A 17,537-nucleotide genomic window follows, 5' to 3' on the forward strand; every position below is an offset into this window, starting at 1 on the left:
GAAGCTTTAATAGGTGTACTCTCACATGACTGCAAGTGCCAAAATTGCTTAAGTATCACGGTAATTCTCCCTATTTATAATACTTCTTTTATTGGCGACTCATTTTAGTATCACCTTAACATGAGTTGCCTATATCAAAATCGTTTTTACACTAGTCTTCTTTTACATTTAATACGTATTGGTTTTGTCCTATTATTTATAATGCCACGGTTTTAATATTGCCAGTATGAAAGAAAAAATAAACATCGTGTGGTTTAAACGTGATTTACGTCTTAGCGATCATCAACCATTAAAAAATGCATTTAGTAATGGCTTACCGACCCTGTTACTTTATAACTTTGAGCCATTACTGCTCGAAGATGCACACTACAATGAGCGGCACTGGCGCTTTGTGTATCAATCGATAGTTGAGTTAAATAATCAGCTAGCGCGTTTTAACGCCTGTGTTTATATATTTAATTTAAATATGAACGATTTACTTGAGTCGATAAAGACGCAGTTTGAAATAGTTAATATTTTTAGCCATCAAGAAATAGGCTTAAACAACACCTTTGAGCGCGATAAGGCAATAAAAGCATGGTGCCAGCATAACCACATTAATTGGCAAGAGTCGCAAACAGGCGCGGTAATTCGCGGCAAAAAAAATCGTAATAATTGGAACGAACGCTGGCAGCAAAAAATGCAAGCACCTATTGCTGTTCCTAATTGGAAGAGTATAAAAACAATTACCCTTAATAACTATCAAGCGCCTGAGCTGCCAAGCGCTTACACTCAAGATCACGACAGCTTTCAACAAGGTGGCCCACTGCATGCGCGAACTGTAATGCAGAGTTTTTTTGCCGAGCGCGGTAAAGGTTATCAAAAGGGAATATCGAGCCCAAGTTTAAGCCAAACCCACTGCTCTCGGCTTTCGCCCTATCTAGCATGGGGGAACATTAGCCTTAGGCAAGTGTATCAAATGACCATTGATGAATATCATTCAAAACACCCTGACAAAAGAGGTTGGAAACGCCCACTAGCAGCGTTTGTATCGCGCTTGCATTGGCACTGCCACTTTATGCAAAAGTTTGAAAGCGAGTGCTCTATGGAGTTTTTAGCCCTTAATCCAGGCTACCATGTATTTCCGTATCGTGATGATGAACGTGTGAAAAACGATATTGAACGCTGGGCGCAAGGTCAAACAGGTATTCCAATTATTGACGCTTGCATGCGCTGCTTAAAAGCCACCGGTTATATAAACTTTAGAATGCGCGCCATGCTTGTAAGCTTTGTAACGCATCATTTAAATATAAGTTGGCAGCAAGCAAGCTTTCCGCTCGCTAATTACTTTTTAGATTTTGAGCCAGGGATTCATTATCCGCAAATTCAAATGCAAGCCTCGGTCACAGGTATTAATACCATTAGGCACTACAACCCAATTAAGCAATCAGAAGATCAAGACCCAACAGGTTCGTTTATTAAAAAGTGGTGCCCCGAGCTTGAAAAACTCCCTATTGAATATTTACATCAGCCTTGGGAGCAAACTCCAATGGAAGCACTCTTTAACGACTTTAAGTTAGGGGAGGATTACCCTGAACCCATGCTTGATTTAACAGCGGCCTCAAAAGAAGCACGCGAACGCTTATGGCAATACCGTGAGCGAGCCGATGTTAAACGTGCCATAGGGAAAATTCTTAAAAAGCACGTTGGGGGTACTCAAAAAGTTACTCGAACAAAAAGTAAAACGGATACTAAAAATAACAGTAAGGCTAAGTAAGCATGGCGCACAAAAAACTAAACTTACCTCAAAAAATATGCCCTATTTGTAATAAACCTTTTACGTGGCGTAAAAAATGGCAGCGCGACTGGGATAACGTTATTTACTGTTCAGAGCGCTGTAAGCGAAATAAACAGGGGTAACAATTAACTGGCGCCTATTTTGCAACATCATCAGTAATTAGTGCTTTTAAGGCTTTATATAAGTTTATTTTGTAAATAACGCTTAGATAACCTGAAAAGCTTACACTCTAGCAAGGAGAAGATGATGACGATTAAAAAAACGGCAAGTTCAACATGGTCTGGCGACATTAAAACAGGCAAAGGTAGCATATCAACTCAAAGTGGCGCGCTTATTAAACAACCTTATGGTTTTAATACCCGCTTTGAAGATGAGGCGGGCTCAAACCCTGAAGAATTAGTAGGTGCAGCGCACAGTGCATGTTTTAGTATGGCGCTTTCACTTGCATTAGGTGATGCAGGCTTTACCGCAGATAAAATTGATACTAAAGCCACTGTAAGCCTTGATGAAGTAGATGATGGTTTTTCGGTGACGCATATTGCCCTTGAGGTAAAAGCGCGTATTGATGATATTCAAAACGAGCAGTTCCAAGCCTTATGCGAGCAAACCAAAAAGAACTGTCCTATTTCCAAGCTCTTAAATACTGAAATATCACTAGATGCGACACTTCAATCAGCATTTTAAATATTTAGACTTAACTATTTAGACAGTCCCTTACTAAACAAGCCAAGTAAATATTTACTTGGCTTTTTTATTATGAAGAATTATTTTTAGGTTTATTCCTACTCAAAGCACTTACTACTAGCCCAATTCCCATCCCAAGCGCTGGCCATACTACCCACATATAACTAGGCGAAGTTAGTAAATTTATAACGCTTAGCAAAGTTAAAATAAGTAAATATGCTTTAATTTTTTTGCCTATTGTAATTGTGTTGCTCATTTATATTCTCCAAGTAATGTATGTTGCTATTATTGTTTTAATAAGCAACGTACACACCTGCCAAATGTCACTAAGTGATCTGACATTAGTCATTATTTTTCATTTAATTACATAGTTATTTATTACGTATAAAAACATAAAAAACAATACTTTAATCTATTTGTGTTAGAATCTAATCTCAACTAACCTAAACAAATATGCATAAGAGGATGAGCTAAGTGAGCGAAAAATCAAAAGATTGCGAAAAAGTGACGTGTAGTAACTGTGCTGACGCTAACGATCTCGAATTTGATTTTTCTATGGCTTTTCAACCGATTATAAACTGTAAAACTAATCTTATTTATGGCTATGAAGCGCTGGTTAGAGGTTTAAATGGCGAGTCTGCTTATTCAATTATTTCAAAAGTGAATGAAGACAACCGCTATGCATTTGATCAGCTTTGCCGTATTAAAGCCATTCAACTAGCTTCAAAGTTAGGCATAACATCAATGCTAAGTATTAATTTTTTACCTAATGCTATTTATAAACCAGAACGATGTATACGCACCACACTAGAAGCTGCAAAAAAGTATAACTTTCCAATTCAAAATATTATGTTTGAATTTACTGAAGTAGAAAAAATAGAAGACACCGCACACATTAAACGCGTTATTGATTACTACCAGTCTCTCGGATTTAAAACGGCTACCGATGACTTTGGTGCAGGTTATTCTGGTTTAAATCTACTGGCTGACTTTCAAACAGATATTATCAAGCTTGATATGGCGCTAATACGCGATATAAGCAACGATAAAAAGCGCCAATTAATAGTAACTCATTGCTTAAATATGTTTCGCGACTTAAACATTACCGCACTGGCTGAAGGAATTGAAACAGTAGAAGAATATACATGGCTAAAGAACGCAGGTGTTGAGCTTATGCAAGGGTATTTATTTGCCAAACCAATCTTTGAAAACTTGCCTGAAGTAAATTTTGAGGACATAGGTGCTGATTAATGCCCAACACCTATTATTTATATCTTATTGAATCTAAGTAATGCTAAAACTACATATTACCCAGCTCTATCATCATCGCTGTGTACATACGCAAATTAAGCTCTAGTTGCTCAAGTGTCATAAATTCATGCTCTGAATGACCTGTGTAGCGCTTACCCGGCATTGAAGGGCCAAACGATACAGCATTATCAAACAGCTTTGCGTTAGTGCCACCACCTATTGATACAAAGTCAGCTTTTTCGTCGCCCGTAAAATGCTTGAAAATATCAAGCAGCTTTTGCGCATGTGGCGCGCCATCAAGTAGCATAGGTGTGCCAATAATTGTTTCTATGTTAGCAAGTGTTACATTGTTAGTAGCTTGCCAATTAGCGAGTGCATCATCAATTTGCTTTTGTAATACAGCTTCGTCTTTACCCATTGGGCGACGTGCATTTACAGCAAGTGTTAGCGCATTACCATCGCGCTCAATAACGGTTGGTGCCACTGTCATTGGGCCCATAAAGTCGTGCTTGTAAGCTATTTCGCCAAATTGTTTACCGTGAATGTCTAAACCAATTAACTGATTCACAAAGTCGATTAGCTCGCCGTCACTGTTATTTTCAAGCTTCACACCTTTAAATAACTCAGCTAAATAAGCAATAGCATTTATACCCGACTCCGGCTCAGATGAATGCGCCGACATACCTTTAACGCTTATTGCTAAACCATTACTTTTTTCACTAAAGTTAAATTCAACTTTATTTAATGTTTTAGCTTTTGCTTTTAATGTATTAATAAGTGCCGCGTCTGCATTGTGAAGCACTAAGCTGGCGTCTTCTGGAATTTGGCTTCTAAACGCACCGCCAGTTACATCCTTTACATATAAACCCGTTTGTGGTGATGTTGCATTAAAAGTAGGTGCAATTAAGCTCCAGCCTTTCTCGGCAACCACTACAGGGTATGATGCATCAATCGTTACTGCATATTTTGGTTGTTCATACGTTTTCATAAATTGAGTAAGCGGACCCCAATCAGACTCCTCAGCAAGGTAAATCATAAGCTCAATACGGTTATTAAGGGTTATGCCTTTATCTTTAATTGCTTTCATGGCGTAAAGCGCTGTTGCTATTGCACCTTTGTCGTCCTCAGTACCACGACCAACTAATTTACCCGGTTCAGATGTATCAATAATAAAAGGGCTTTGTTTCCATTTACTTGCATTAGCAGGTTGCACGTCGCCGTGGGTTACTACCGTTACTTTTTCGCTTTGCTCGCCCATACCAATTAATACGGTGTAGCCTAAATCTTGGTAGTCAAAACCAAGCTCTGCGGCTTTCATTTTTAAAAGTGCTTTAAAGCCAATAAAATCGGGATTTTGAGGAGTGTTAATGTCGCTTTTATTAACCGTCGGAAAAGCCACTAAGTTAGTTAGTGTGTGTATTTGAGCATTTTGGTAGGTATTTACTGCGTAATCGGCAACGCTATCAATATTTTTATTTAACTGCGCATGTGCGCCAAATGCAAATAAAGCAATACTGGCTAAAGCTAACTTTTTCAAAACAATTCCCATTTAATTAATAGCTAAGAGCGGTAATTATAACGCTATGAGTTACTTACTTATAGCTCTTTACGCCAAACGCGCAGATTACTTAAGGTAAATAACCTGAACTCTGGATAATAAATCTATCTCAAGCAGCTATTTCCAGCGCTAACTGCGTTGAACTTACTTGCAATAGGCCAGCTATTGACGCGTAAGTTCGCCTTGTTTTCACTGAAAATCTCTGGCTAGAGAAAATAAATTTAAATATCACTATAGTTCAATACGCTGGTAAACCTCTTACCCAGAGTTCATGTTAAATATTTATATAGCAGCTTTTATGAGGATGACTGTATAATGCGCGACTTAAAATTAAGAGAGTATTTAATTGTGAACCGTCGTAAAAAAATCGTCACTAAATTTCAAAAAAAAGATAAACGCACTAACGCTAAACTACACAAAAGCAACAAACCCTCTTATGTGTCAAAAGCTGAGCGCGAAAAACTAGCTGAGCAAGAAAATAATGAGCCACAGGTAATCCAAGAGTAACTTTACGTTACCTGTTGCTTTGATAATTTAAAGTGGCAAAAGTACCGACCACTTACATAACCAACCACTGCCGTGGCAACTATAAGTTCAAACGTAGCTAAGTAATTAACTGTATCTACATATGGCATTGCGAGGTTTATACTTTGCATCCAGTCTTTCATTTTAAATAATGCAGTTGCCCCAATAACCATTGGAAATGTAAAAGCAGCGTAGCTCGGCGTAAAAGGTCTGCTTAATAACTTTATAAATAACACATAAACAATCAGTGTTTTTATTATCGCTAATATAAATAATGCCCCCACTATAACAAGTGACGGATTAGCTAAAACATGAAAATACCCCACTAATGTTAAACTGGCTGGTGCTGCTAAAATGGCGAGTGTTGGCTGTATTTCGTAGTCACTTTTTAATGCTAATAAAAAACGATAAAACATAATTGGCAGCATTATAGCGTACGTTGATATACCAATAACTAATGCACTATAAGCTAACCACGCTAATGTCGGATTTCCCGAAAAAGTAACATCTGCAATAATTATCCCCACTGGTGGCACAAACCAGCTAGGCGCCATATCTTCAAAATTAAACTTTTTTGCTCGCTGGTATAAAAAACTCACCAAAAAGGTTAGATGCAACACAAAAGCTAAAACCCACATAATGTCGCCAGCTAATTGGTTAAATTGCCCAACTGAGTTTGAAATAACAAGATTAGCCATTGCAAATGTAGGGATCACACTTCCTGCAACTGGGTGTGCTAAATCGGCTTTTAATAAATGAGGGTGTAGTAAAAACTTAGCAGCCAAAAGTAAAACTAATACGCCAGCTAATACCGCTCCCAAAAATTGCCCTTGGGAGTTTAAATTAAAAACGTTTTCCCATGTCCATCCCATACTAGCAATACCCAAAGCTAAACCGGCCATAGCTGTTGGCGCACCCATCACTTTATTTTTAAATTGCTTAAACACTGTACTTCCTAATCATTGGGTGATGAACAAGTTACTGCTTTTTACTGCATTGCCTTAAAATAACGCTGTAAAATTAGTACAAGCGTGCTTAATAGAACGCTTTTTGCGTACAAATATTTCATAAAAATAAGTTTACGTATTAGTTATTAGTTATTAGTTATTAGTTATTAGTTATTAGTTATTAGTTATTAGTTATTAGTTATTAGTTATTAAAGCGCAAAAAAAGCCATAACGTGGTTATGGCTTTTGCTTTATTTTAAATTTGAATATGACGTTAATTAAAACGCGTAACTAACACTTAAATTAAATGAACGCCCCTGCCCTGCAAGTTGTTCAAACCCGTTGCTACTATCTTGTTTAAGTGCCGCAATACTTACACCACCTAGTGGGAGCTGGTAATACCCATCAAACACATTACTCACTTCTGCGCTTAGCGTTAATGCATCCCATGTGGCTTTAGAGCTTAAATTAACCAAGCTGTAGCTGTCTGTTTGGTTTTCAAAACGATTATTATCTACACGGCTTTTAGTATCTACCCACTGCCAAGATAATGCATTTTCAAATCGACCTATTTGCTGGCTAATACCTAGCTGGGTTTGCAGTGGTTTAATTTGATAAAGCGGCTGGTTAGTATCGTCGCGCTTGCCTCTCGTATTAGTAACATTAGCGTGTAACTGCCAGTTACCTAAGTCCTTAGATTCATAAATGTTGGCTGTTAAATCTATTTTTGCACCATACAAAATGGCATCTACATTAGTGAACTGAAAAATGTTACGCGTTGTATTGTCCAAGTTATAACTATTGAAGCTTCTTACAATATCAGCATCAATATAGTCGCTCACATCGGTATACCACACATTGGTACTTAATCGCCAACCATCATCTTTAGCCGATTTAATATAAGTAGCACTTATTGTATGCGCAGTTTCAACGTCTAAATCAGGGTTACCAATATAGCCACTACCATCGCCATACCAACCAATCATGGTGGTTGCCATGGTGCTTACACCCCAACTGTATCGCTCGTATAAATTGGGCGCGCGGTTTTTACGGGCAAGACCAAATTGCAGCTCATCATAATTTGTTATTTGGTAGTTAATTAATAAGTTAGCATCAACTATGGTGTCGGTTTTATCTCTGTCTCCAGCATTAAATGTCTTAGCTGCAACAGCATTATTTATAGAAGTATCCATAACCATACCGCCCATGCTCATCATACTCATACCATCGTTGTATGATTGAACCTCTCCAACGTGGGTATTAATACTTTCAATGCGTACGCCTGCGTTTAACCATAACTTTGTATTTACTTGGCTCTCAAATTCTGCAAATGCCGCTATCCGCTCTCGTTTACCGTTGTTTATATTTACGTAATCGTTGGGGCCCATCATGGTTGAGCCTTCAATACCTGGCCACCAATCATCAACGCTGTAATTGTAATATTCTTGGCCGAGTAAAATACTGCTGTTTTTATCTAGCGCAATACGCCATTTTAACTGCGTACTTATATCTTGTGCATCAGTTTTCATTGGCATCATGCCTGTTTTTTCTTCACTGAAAAAACCCATTTCGTGCTTTACGCTATGCCAGTTGACTTGCCCTTCAAGCTCGCTGTTTTCAAAGGAGCGTTTGTATTGAGCTATTGCACCGTAGCTGGTGTTATCGGTCATATCCATATACTGATTTGCAAATCCCTGATATGGGATTTTTTGATGCGTTAGCTTTATAACTAATTGCTGTTTATCATCGCGCATAGCTGCGGTTAAACTATGATTTTGTGCTCGGTACAATGTATCTAATACTACATCGCCGTTACCGTCTTCATAACTATCTGCGTCACTAAACGAACCCTGATAATTAAGGCTAAGCGTGTCACTTGCTAAACGTGCACCAACGCCAAGTTTACGTCCGTTATCAACGCTACTGTACTTTGCTGACACATAACCTGAGTGCCAACCTAATTCATTGCTATCGCTATACTGTGGTGAAATAGAATTAACGCTTATTACGCCAGCAATATTATCGCCGCCCGCACTCACTGGCGACACGCCTGCAACCACATTATAAGACGTAATTTGATTAGCCGAGATATACGAAAGTGGCGGGTTCATATGATTAGCGCATGCAGCGGTTACATCTGCGCCATCAATTAACACTTTAACTCTGTCGCCCATTAAACCATTTAAAATAGGGAGGTTAGATACGCCGCCCGCAGCTGAAAAGTCGACACCTAAATCACTTAATAACGATTCTGACGAACCAAGAGCTAAGTGCTTATTTTGAGCATGTCCGTGTACTTCAATTACTTCTAAAGACGTATCGTCGGCAAATGCAAAAGTAGATAGCACACAGCTAATAAAAAGTGCGACAGGGGAAAGTAAGTAAGTTTTTTGAGTTTTGCTTTTATAAACCATTGTTAATTTATGCCACTGTAATAATTGGCGTAATTATAGTGTGAACTGCAAAAGCAAAAGCGCGACATATTGTCGCACTTTATCAATTTTGAATGTTGTTAGGCGTGTTTAATCTAAAAGGTCATATAATAAATTAAGTATTTAACTCAGCGACTGTTTGAGAAACAATATCAGCCCCTCGCTCAATCTCTTTAATAACCTCAGATACATTCGCAATAAGCTCTCGGCCTTGCTCTGAAGAGTCTGAAACCGACGTAATTTGCCTTGATATATCATTAGTGAGCTCTTGGTTATTTTTAACAACGGTCGCTATTTCATTAGTTGAACTACTCGTACTGGCTGCAAGTTGCCTTACTTCGTCAGCTACTACAGCAAAACCTCGACCGTATTCACCAGCACGTGCAGCTTCAATAGCAGCATTGAGTGCAAGTAAATTAGTTTGATCAGCAATGCTGCTGATTGTAGAAACAATGGAGCCTATTACAGCTGATTGTTCATTAAGATTTTTAATTAAATCAACTGACTTAAGAACTTGGCTTACAATGGCATCTGAGTTTGCAACAGAACTTTGTAGTATCTCAGAACCTTTTTTAGCGGTTTGCGCTGTAGCTACCGCCGATTCATACGCGATTGCAGCGGCTTCAGTCACTGCATTATTATTGTGTATACGATCAGTAATATTTGATGCAAACTTAATTATTTTAATTACATTACCTTTGTTATCTAATATTGGGTTATAAGTAGCTTCTAGCCAAATTTCTGAACCGTCGGCGGCAATACGTTTAAATTTTCCTGACTTAAACTGCCCCTGCGCTAATTCATTCCAAAAGTGTGGGTTTTTCTCATAAAACACTTCAGTACAAAACATTTTATGATGTTTACCTACAATATCTTTTAATCTGTAGCCTACTGTTGCTAAAAAGTTTTGATTTGCACTTAAAATATTACCTTGTGGGGTAAACTCTATTGTAGCCAATGCTTTATCGAGTGCACTAGCTATGGCTTCTTGTGCCTTTCGTTGTATATAACTAGTCGTAATATCAGAGGCTATTTTAATCACTTTAGTGACTACGCCATGCTCTTCTACAGGAAAGTAAGTTGCCTCAAGCCAAAGCTTATCGCCATTAGCTTTGTATCTTAAAAACGATCCTGATTTAGAATCTCCGGTTTTTAATGCTTGCCAAAATTGGCTATATTCGTCTGACTTTGCATATTCAGGTTCGCAAAACATGCGATGATGTTTGCCAATTATTTGCTCTTTGCTGTAGCCTACAGTAGCTAGAAATAACTGATTTGCGTCTAATATTATTCCTTCAGGTGTAAACTCTATATAAGCCACATGCTTGTTAATTGCCGACAAGATAGACTGTTTTTGAATTAATTGAAGCTCCATTTCTTCAATTTTTGCGTTTCTTTTAGAAATACCAAACATATAAAAACCTTAAGGAGTAAATTAGTAAAAACATTAGCAAATTAATGTGATATCAACATGTAACTGTACTGTAAATATAAGCTCTAAATAACCTTTCGGCGAATATTTAACACCTTATAGATGCATGCTTTATAAATAGTTTTTTTATTTTATAAATTTCAAGTAGTATTTACTTCTAATTAACATTTAAAAAAACCTAACAAAAACACTAATTTATGCATGACTCTGTACTTTTTTTAACTTAAAATAGCACTCTCACAGACTACCCTCTCACACCAAAATTTAAGCATACATATAATATTTTCTATTCAGAATTTATTGTGCTGTTTCACTTTTAAAATTAAATCTTAAGGGATCATCTATGACATCAGATGTAACGTCGGCATCTAGTCAACTTAACAGAACCGCTATTTTACTCGTATTAGCACTTGGCACATTTATTTTAGGATTATCTGAGTTTTCGATGATGCCTATGCTGCCACTAATTAGCGAAACATTTGGATCAACGCCCTCACAAAGTGGTTACGCAATTAGTGCTTACGCCATTGGTGTTGTAGTTGGCGCCCCTATTTTAATGCTCACTACTGCTAATATGAGAAAGCGCAAAGCATTGCTCATTTTTATAAGCTTAATGTTTATCTCAAACGGGTTAAGCGCGATGGCAACATCGCTTGAGCAGCTTGTAATATTTAGATTTTTAAGTGGCTTACCTCATGGTGCATATTTTGGTGCTGCTATTTTATTAGCATCAGATATTGCCCCAAAAGGTAAGCGTGCAAGCTTTATGTCTAAGGTGTTTATGGGTTTAACTGTGGCTACTATTGTTGGCGTGCCTATAGTTACACTTGTAGGTCAAAATTTAAGTTGGCGTTATTGTTTAGCTGGCGCTGCAGTACTGGCCTTTATTGCTTTTGTTTTTGTTTATAAAGTAGTGCCTAGTATCGATAACGCTAAGCCTTCTAACTTACTAAACGAGTTTGGCGTACTTAAAAATAAACTGGTTTGGTCCATTTTGGGTATTGTAATTATTGGCTTTGGCGGAGTGTTTTGTATTTATACTTACATTGCCGACACCATATTAGTGGTAACAAAAACAGCTCCGTATACTATTTCTATCGCAATGGTAATGTTTGGTATCGGTTGTACACTCGGTAACTATGTACTGGGTAAAGCTGCCGATAAATCAGCAATTAAAACGACTGGCCTTGCGCTTGTATGTACTATTGTATTTGCCTTTGCATATGTAACGGCAAGCCATAATATTTGGGCTCTTTACGCGGTGATCTTCTTTATTGGTTGCAGTGTGGGCTTGGCTACGCTGATTCAAACGCTTTTAATGGACGTTGCGCCCGAAGGCCACGCTATGATTGGTGCCTTAGTACAGTGCGCATTTAATACTGCCAATGCTATAGGTCCTTGGGTTGGCGGAATTGCAATAGCGCAAGGTGCTGCACCTAATCAAACAGGTTACGTAGCAGCTGCATTGTTTTTAGGTGGTTTGGGTATGTGGCTATTAAGTTACTTACAACTAAACAAACAGCAACCAACAGCGCAAGCTACTAATTAACTGAGTCCTGGTTAATTTAAAACATAAAAAGAGCCGCTAATTAGCGGCTCTTTTATTTTTAATTTACCTAGTAAATTAAGCGTTTAACGATGCCATATCAATAACAAAGCGGTATCGTACGTCAGATTTTTCCATACGCTCGTATGCCGTGTTAATTTCGTCAATGTTGATCATTTCGCACTCTGGTAGCACGTTATTTTCACCACAAAAATCGAGCATTTGCTGTGTTTCTGCAATACCACCAATGAGTGACCCTGCAATACGACGGCGACCCATTAACAGCGGCACCGTGCTTAGCTCTTCTACAGGGCCAACCTGTCCAACGATGATTAGTGCGCCGTCTATGTCTAATAAAGGCGTGTAGATTGAAAGGTCATGCTTAACAGGCACTGTATCAATAATTACATCGAAAGCCGACTGCGAGTCTTTCATTTCGTCATCATTAGATGACACTAAGTAGTGCTGAGCACCTAATTTAACCGCATCATCTTTTTTAGACTCACTACGGCCAATTACCGTAACGCTTGCACCCATTGCAACTGCATTTTTAACGGCCATGTGACCAAGACCACCTAGACCAACAACTGCAACACGGCTGCCTTTTTTAACGCCCCATTTATGAAGTGGAGAATACGTAGTAATACCTGCACAAAGTAGCGGTGCAACGCGTGAAAGGTCTAAATTTTCTGGTACAGAAAGTACAAATTCTTCGCGTACAACAACATGTTTAGAATACCCACCTTGGGTCATTTCACCACTAATGCGGTCTTTACCTGCGTAAGTACCAATCATACCTTCGCGGCAAAATTGCTCTTCATCGTTATCACATTGATCGCAGCTTTGGCACGAATCAACCATACAACCAACAGCAACCGTGTCGCCTCGCTTGTATTTTTTAACGTCGCTACCTACCGACATAACTTTACCAACAATTTCATGCCCAGGTACTAATGGGTAGTCACTGCCACCCCAATCATTTCGTACGGCGTGTAAATCTGAATGGCACACACCACAGTATAAAATTTCAATTTCTACATCGTTATTTCGTAAATCGCGGCGCTCAAAAGAAAACTCTGTTAATTCAGAACCTTGGCTTTTTGCTGCATATCCTACTGTTTTCATAATAACTCCATAGTGGTTAAAAATTTAAATCATCAACAGCATAGTACATAGCCTGTGAATAGAACCTGACAATATAAAATAGGCACAAAAAAAGTCCAAACAGTGTTTGGGCTTAATCGTTAGGACTAGGGCGCTAAATTTAATTATTTTGCAAGTAAGCTGTTTAATTCATTAATAATTGAATGAATGCGCTCTGCATTTTTTCCTAAATCACTACGCCCTACTCGCGACTTACTACGAATATCAACAAAACGTTGGCTGCCTTCATCTTTAATACGAATTACCACATCGTCTTTAAAACCAAACCATGTGGTTGTATCAGTAGCTTCTACAATACCTGTAGCCGTATTTGCACTTACCACTGCAAAGCCAAGATTTTTAACTGCTTGTTCGCTTGCTGCCATCAAATCGGCTTTAGATTGTGCAAAGCTTAATGTCACCAGTTCAGGGTATGCTTTGCGTTGCTGTACTGCCGTTTCTTCGCCCGCGTATTCTACTGGGTTTGGTGCTTCAGCACGCAGTGGCGCAATTGCTACAAATTTTGGTGGGTTAACTAAATCTGTTGAAATATCATGGATTGCCGGTACGCTTTTAGCTTTGTTCATCATATTAAGTGGCATAGCAATAGCCACAACCGAAAACACAAGTGCAATAACACCACTGCTTAGCGTTAACGTTTTACGCATAAATAGCGCTTGTATTATAAGTAGCACCAATGCAGCGCCACCAGCGTAAACGCCAAATCTAAATCCCATAAACGCAACCTTTAGCTCTACAATACCAAATTTATACAAAGGCCCCGGCAGTATGACGAGTAAAAAAGCGATTAGACTAACTAAGCTCACTAAAACTTTCATTTTATGATTCCTATATTGTGTGATTTTTATTATTAAAACAGATAAGCACTATCAACCGGTAGCTTATACTACTAACAAGTGCTTTTAGATTACTATTAGCGACTAATTACACAAAAAAGTCCAATGTTGTGTGATCAAAGTTACTCAAGTTTGGAAAGATATCAACAAGCTCAGAGCTTGGCACACCAAACCACTGAGCCAGTGTGGCAAAGTACTGCTCATTAGCAACACTTGGAATTAAACGCCCGCCACCGGTATCTTGTGGGCCATCCAAATGTTGGGTTAGTAGCTCACCATATATATTGCCGCCTTTTACTGCGCCACCCATTACTATTTGGTTTCCTGCCCAACCATGGTCAGTACCATCGCCATTTGAGGTCAACGTGCGACCAAAATCAGACATAGTAAACGTCGTCACTTTATCAGCCATATCAAGCTCTTTCATCGCACTATCAAATTCACTTAACCCTTGAGCTAACGTATTTAATAAAGCTGGGTGCGTTGTTAATTGGTTGTCGTGGGTATCATACCCCCCCATAGAAACAAAAAACACTTGGCGTTGAGTACTCAACTTTGCCTGTACGCTAATTGTTTTAGCGACTGCGGCAAATTGCTCACTAAGGCTATTATCGCTAAATGGGGTAATAAGTGCAGGCGCGCTTTCTAACGCGCTGTTCATTGCTTGAGTGTTATTTATCGCACTTGTTAAGCCATTGGCATAAGCTGTACTTAACGGATGGCTCGTATTGCCTAGTAAGCGGTTCATAATAGCGGTTACGTGCTCGCTACGAGGTTGATACCCTCCAAACGCGTTAATACTACTAATGCCACTTTTGTTAAGCGCAAATGCATTGCTAGCACTTCCCGTTTGCCATAAATTAGTACCGTCGAGTGATACATTAGCTGCAAACTCATCTTGTAACTCTAAACGCTCTAAAAGTCGTGCGCCCCACCCGCTATTAAGTGATTGTTTTTCTCGACCATACATCCACGCAGCTTGCTGATCGTTATGCGAAAACAAATGCTTAGGCAAACCTATTGTTTTATTTTTATAGTCATTCAATGTTGTGGGAGCGAGTAAAGTACCTACCCCGCCTATAAATGCTAAATTTTGAGATTCAAACACATTTTGTATAGGTTCAAGTGAGGGATGAATACCGACTCCACCGGCAAACTGGCTTTTAATACTTAACTCAAGTGGGCTCTCTACCGCTAGGTTTTGCCTGCTTTGCTCGTACAAATACCGTTGCTCGCCTTCAAGCGGAACGAGCATATTTAACGAATCATTCCCGCCATATAAATACACACACACTAATGCTTTATAATCACCTAACTCAACGGCATTAGTCGCTCCAGTTAATGCTTGTAATTGCAGGCTCGTTAACGCGGCAGCCGATACGCTGCCTTTCATACATAACGACAGAAACTCTCTTCTATTAATGCTCATTATGCGCTCCTAATACTGCACGTTGAATTCAGGTGAAATAGCAATCATATATAATAAATACGAAACCCGTTCACGGTATTGCTCTTCATTAAAGTAGGCATCTAAATCAAGTAATGCTTGGCGTGTGCCACTGCTCATTGCGCCTGCAAAATATAACGTGTTGTACTGAGTTAATAGCGCGCTAACACCGTTTTTCTCTAAAACATTCATGTCGTCTTGAATATAAACATAAATACCATTTGAATTTAAATCACTGTGTGCTTCAGCGGTACTCCACACTAAACTTGCGTAAAGCGCGCTCATGGTGCCAATCAGTGTCGCATCGTTTGCTATTTGTAACTCTGGCGCAACAATACCTTCATTTCGCAAAGCTGCGGTTTGATAATCAGGCCTAAAAAAGTTAAATACCGAAGCCGACTGCATGGGTCCTTGCCCGTAGCTATTTATTAAATTCCATGTTTTATAGTAACCAGCCAAAGATTTAGCATCGAGATTTCGCCAAAACTGTACGGTTTTTAAAATAGGCTCTTTAATTTTACCTTGATAGTTAAGCACTGAGCCAAAATGCCGTGCTTCATCATCTAAATATATAGCCTTTACTACAGCCGCTAAATCGCCGCGTACACCGGCGCCATTATCAATAAATACATTAGCTACTCGTTCAACGTATTGGGGGGTTGGATTTGACGTAATTAATCGCTGAATAAGTTGCTTAGTAATAAATGGCGCAACATTTTGATGGTTAAATAAATTATCGAGCGCTATTTGCAATGACTCTTCTGCTGTATATCCTTGTGGTATAACCTCGCCATTTAGTAAGGTTTTTTGTTTACTAGAATGGTACTCGTCAAATGCTTCCATTGGTTTAATATAGTCACGACTTTTACGCTTAAATGTTTCACTATCGGCAAACGTCCAACCAGTAAATACGCGTGCAAAACCCTCTATTTCGACCTGTCCGTAAGTAGCAATAGTATTACCTTGTGCATCAAGCTTGGCGCTGCCATCTAGGTTTAGCTCTTCAAGGCCAATAGTAAATAACTGCATTACTTCACGTGCGTAATTTTCATCTGGGCGAATATTAAGTGCATCGTCTGCTTTTTCGTTACCCAAATGGCTTAAGTAAGTTCCCATAATAGGCGAAAGCGTGACATCTTCGAGTAAGTCACGATAATTACCAAAGGCATGCTTTAGTAGCAAATCGTAATAAGTGATCATGCCCTCAGGTTGCCCTCTTAAGGCACTGTTTTCATCCGACACTACCAATATTTCACTTAACGCAAATGCAACACGTTGACGAAGTTGATCTTCACTTTGCATTACTGCCTTCCACCATGCGTCTATGCGGCTTATGTATTTAAAGTCGTCATCGTCATTTAACTTTACTAAATAATCACGGTGATAATTAATAGGTAGCGCTATTTGCTTATCAAGCCATTGCTGCTCGCTTAAACCTTGTGCGTTTTGTATTTCACTAAGCTTAGGTCCCATTGTTGCTTGGTGTAGTAACCGTGCGGCGCTAATATCATCCATATTATTACGTGCAGTAAAGCTTAGCGTTTTTACACTGCTTGCCCCTTCGTTATCGGTTGCTGTGACCGAAAAAGCGTAATCAACAGGCTTATAACTTTGCGCATTTAGCAGTGTTACTGAAGCAGTTGTTGCCTCTAAAGTCCCACTAATTAGTTCAGGCCCTTGCGTTTGTTGCCACACAATAGATGTAATAGTGCCGTCTTTATCACTGGCTGTTGCTGTTAGCTCAATTGTTTGGCCTTTACTTAATTCACTAGGAATATCAGCGACTGACAAAATGGGGATTTTATTTCCGTTAACGGTTGGCGTATCATCGGAGCCTGAACCACCGCAAGCGCTTAGTATAAAAACCGAGCTTGCGATAAGAGCAAATTTATAATGCATGTAAAGTCGTCATCATTTGTTAATTAAAGTACGTTAGTG

Annotated in this window: 15 protein-coding genes; 6 read left to right on the top strand and 9 right to left on the bottom strand. The window is 38.9% G+C overall.

The window, feature by feature from the left end; all coding sequences use genetic code 11:
* Positions 1 to 226 precede the first annotated feature (226 nt).
* From AC5NT5_RS12410 to AC5NT5_RS12420, 3 genes are all read left to right on the top strand, one after another.
* Positions 227 to 1,756: a cryptochrome/deoxyribodipyrimidine photo-lyase family protein gene (locus AC5NT5_RS12410; protein WP_494514013.1), complete on the top strand. Its 1,530-nt coding sequence runs from the start codon at positions 227 to 229 to the stop codon at positions 1,754 to 1,756.
* 2 nt (positions 1,757 to 1,758) lie between these two features.
* Complete coding sequence (locus AC5NT5_RS12415; RefSeq protein WP_002958154.1) at positions 1,759 to 1,899, top strand: DUF2256 domain-containing protein; 141 nt, start codon at positions 1,759 to 1,761, stop codon at positions 1,897 to 1,899.
* Between the two features lie 124 nt (positions 1,900 to 2,023).
* A complete protein-coding gene (locus tag AC5NT5_RS12420) occupies positions 2,024 to 2,461 on the top strand; it encodes an OsmC family protein (protein ID WP_182724969.1) in 438 nt (145 codons plus the stop codon).
* Positions 2,462 to 2,531: 70 nt separating this feature from the next.
* Here AC5NT5_RS12420 and AC5NT5_RS12425 read toward each other — a convergent pair whose 3' ends face one another.
* Positions 2,532 to 2,717 (bottom strand): 2TM domain-containing protein, encoded by a 186-nt coding sequence (locus AC5NT5_RS12425; protein WP_182724968.1) that lies wholly within the window; start codon positions 2,715 to 2,717, stop codon positions 2,532 to 2,534.
* A gap of 218 nt (positions 2,718 to 2,935) precedes the next feature.
* On the opposite strand from AC5NT5_RS12425, the gene AC5NT5_RS12430 reads away from it, so the two are divergent.
* Positions 2,936 to 3,712 carry an EAL domain-containing protein gene (locus AC5NT5_RS12430; RefSeq protein WP_076925120.1) on the top strand — a complete coding sequence of 259 codons (777 nt, stop codon included), beginning with the start codon at positions 2,936 to 2,938 and terminating at the stop codon, positions 3,710 to 3,712.
* Between the two features lie 49 nt (positions 3,713 to 3,761).
* Here AC5NT5_RS12430 and AC5NT5_RS12435 read toward each other — a convergent pair whose 3' ends face one another.
* Complete coding sequence (locus tag AC5NT5_RS12435) at positions 3,762 to 5,249, bottom strand: dipeptidase (protein ID WP_182724967.1); 1,488 nt, start codon at positions 5,247 to 5,249, stop codon at positions 3,762 to 3,764.
* A gap of 336 nt (positions 5,250 to 5,585) precedes the next feature.
* On the opposite strand from AC5NT5_RS12435, the gene AC5NT5_RS12440 reads away from it, so the two are divergent.
* Positions 5,586 to 5,777 carry a DUF2986 domain-containing protein gene (locus AC5NT5_RS12440; protein WP_182693613.1) on the top strand — a complete coding sequence of 64 codons (192 nt, stop codon included), beginning with the start codon at positions 5,586 to 5,588 and terminating at the stop codon, positions 5,775 to 5,777.
* Between the two features lie 2 nt (positions 5,778 to 5,779).
* Here the strand turns inward: AC5NT5_RS12440 and AC5NT5_RS12445 are convergent, their stop codons facing one another.
* The 3 genes from AC5NT5_RS12445 to AC5NT5_RS12455 form a co-directional block, all read right to left on the bottom strand.
* On the bottom strand, positions 5,780 to 6,742 hold the full coding sequence (locus AC5NT5_RS12445; RefSeq protein WP_182724966.1) for a TDT family transporter: 963 nt from the start codon (positions 6,740 to 6,742) through the stop codon (positions 5,780 to 5,782).
* A 278-nt stretch (positions 6,743 to 7,020) separates the two neighbouring features.
* Positions 7,021 to 9,156 carry a TonB-dependent receptor plug domain-containing protein gene (locus AC5NT5_RS12450; protein ID WP_182725145.1) on the bottom strand — a complete coding sequence of 712 codons (2,136 nt, stop codon included), beginning with the start codon at positions 9,154 to 9,156 and terminating at the stop codon, positions 7,021 to 7,023.
* Positions 9,157 to 9,289: 133 nt separating this feature from the next.
* The gene (locus AC5NT5_RS12455; protein WP_182725146.1) at positions 9,290 to 10,588 is read right to left on the bottom strand and encodes a methyl-accepting chemotaxis protein; all 1,299 of its coding nucleotides are present in this window, start codon (positions 10,586 to 10,588) and stop codon (positions 9,290 to 9,292) included.
* Positions 10,589 to 10,949: 361 nt separating this feature from the next.
* Here AC5NT5_RS12455 and AC5NT5_RS12460 point away from each other — a divergent pair, with 361 nt between their 5' ends.
* A complete protein-coding gene (locus AC5NT5_RS12460) occupies positions 10,950 to 12,155 on the top strand; it encodes an MFS transporter (protein ID WP_024598262.1) in 1,206 nt (401 codons plus the stop codon).
* A gap of 75 nt (positions 12,156 to 12,230) precedes the next feature.
* Here AC5NT5_RS12460 and AC5NT5_RS12465 read toward each other — a convergent pair whose 3' ends face one another.
* The 4 genes from AC5NT5_RS12465 to AC5NT5_RS12480 all read right to left on the bottom strand — a co-directional run bounded on the left by AC5NT5_RS12465 (position 12,231) and on the right by AC5NT5_RS12480 (position 17,498).
* Entirely contained in the window at positions 12,231 to 13,277 is a 1,047-nt protein-coding gene (locus tag AC5NT5_RS12465; protein WP_494514012.1) for an NAD(P)-dependent alcohol dehydrogenase, read from the bottom strand.
* 143 nt (positions 13,278 to 13,420) lie between these two features.
* On the bottom strand, positions 13,421 to 14,134 hold the full coding sequence (locus tag AC5NT5_RS12470) for a DUF1499 domain-containing protein (RefSeq protein WP_494514011.1): 714 nt from the start codon (positions 14,132 to 14,134) through the stop codon (positions 13,421 to 13,423).
* A gap of 106 nt (positions 14,135 to 14,240) precedes the next feature.
* Positions 14,241 to 15,581: a DUF1501 domain-containing protein gene (locus AC5NT5_RS12475; RefSeq protein ID WP_494514010.1), complete on the bottom strand. Its 1,341-nt coding sequence runs from the start codon at positions 15,579 to 15,581 to the stop codon at positions 14,241 to 14,243.
* A 9-nt stretch (positions 15,582 to 15,590) separates the two neighbouring features.
* Complete coding sequence (locus tag AC5NT5_RS12480) at positions 15,591 to 17,498, bottom strand: DUF1800 domain-containing protein (RefSeq protein ID WP_494514009.1); 1,908 nt, start codon at positions 17,496 to 17,498, stop codon at positions 15,591 to 15,593.
* Positions 17,499 to 17,537 lie beyond the last annotated feature (39 nt).

It is taken from the genome of Pseudoalteromonas sp. J2K-J599 (assembly GCF_059295115.2).

Bases quoted from the DNA above. Each gene is read 5' to 3' on its own strand.
- AC5NT5_RS12410 (WP_494514013.1), top strand. From the start codon at position 227: ATGAAAGAAAAAATAAACATCGTGTGGTTTAAACGTGATTTACGTCTT.
- AC5NT5_RS12415 (WP_002958154.1), top strand. From the start codon at position 1,759: ATGGCGCACAAAAAACTAAACTTACCTCAAAAAATATGCCCTATTTGT.
- AC5NT5_RS12420 (WP_182724969.1), top strand. From the start codon at position 2,024: ATGACGATTAAAAAAACGGCAAGTTCAACATGGTCTGGCGACATTAAA.
- AC5NT5_RS12425 (WP_182724968.1), bottom strand. From the start codon at position 2,717: ATGAGCAACACAATTACAATAGGCAAAAAAATTAAAGCATATTTACTT.
- AC5NT5_RS12440 (WP_182693613.1), top strand. From the start codon at position 5,586: ATGCGCGACTTAAAATTAAGAGAGTATTTAATTGTGAACCGTCGTAAA.
- AC5NT5_RS12450 (WP_182725145.1), bottom strand. From the start codon at position 9,156: ATGGTTTATAAAAGCAAAACTCAAAAAACTTACTTACTTTCCCCTGTC.
- AC5NT5_RS12455 (WP_182725146.1), bottom strand. From the start codon at position 10,588: ATGTTTGGTATTTCTAAAAGAAACGCAAAAATTGAAGAAATGGAGCTT.
- AC5NT5_RS12460 (WP_024598262.1), top strand. From the start codon at position 10,950: ATGACATCAGATGTAACGTCGGCATCTAGTCAACTTAACAGAACCGCT.
- AC5NT5_RS12465 (WP_494514012.1), bottom strand. From the start codon at position 13,277: ATGAAAACAGTAGGATATGCAGCAAAAAGCCAAGGTTCTGAATTAACA.
- AC5NT5_RS12470 (WP_494514011.1), bottom strand. From the start codon at position 14,134: ATGAAAGTTTTAGTGAGCTTAGTTAGTCTAATCGCTTTTTTACTCGTC.
- AC5NT5_RS12475 (WP_494514010.1), bottom strand. From the start codon at position 15,581: ATGAGCATTAATAGAAGAGAGTTTCTGTCGTTATGTATGAAAGGCAGC.
- AC5NT5_RS12480 (WP_494514009.1), bottom strand. From the start codon at position 17,498: ATGCATTATAAATTTGCTCTTATCGCAAGCTCGGTTTTTATACTAAGC.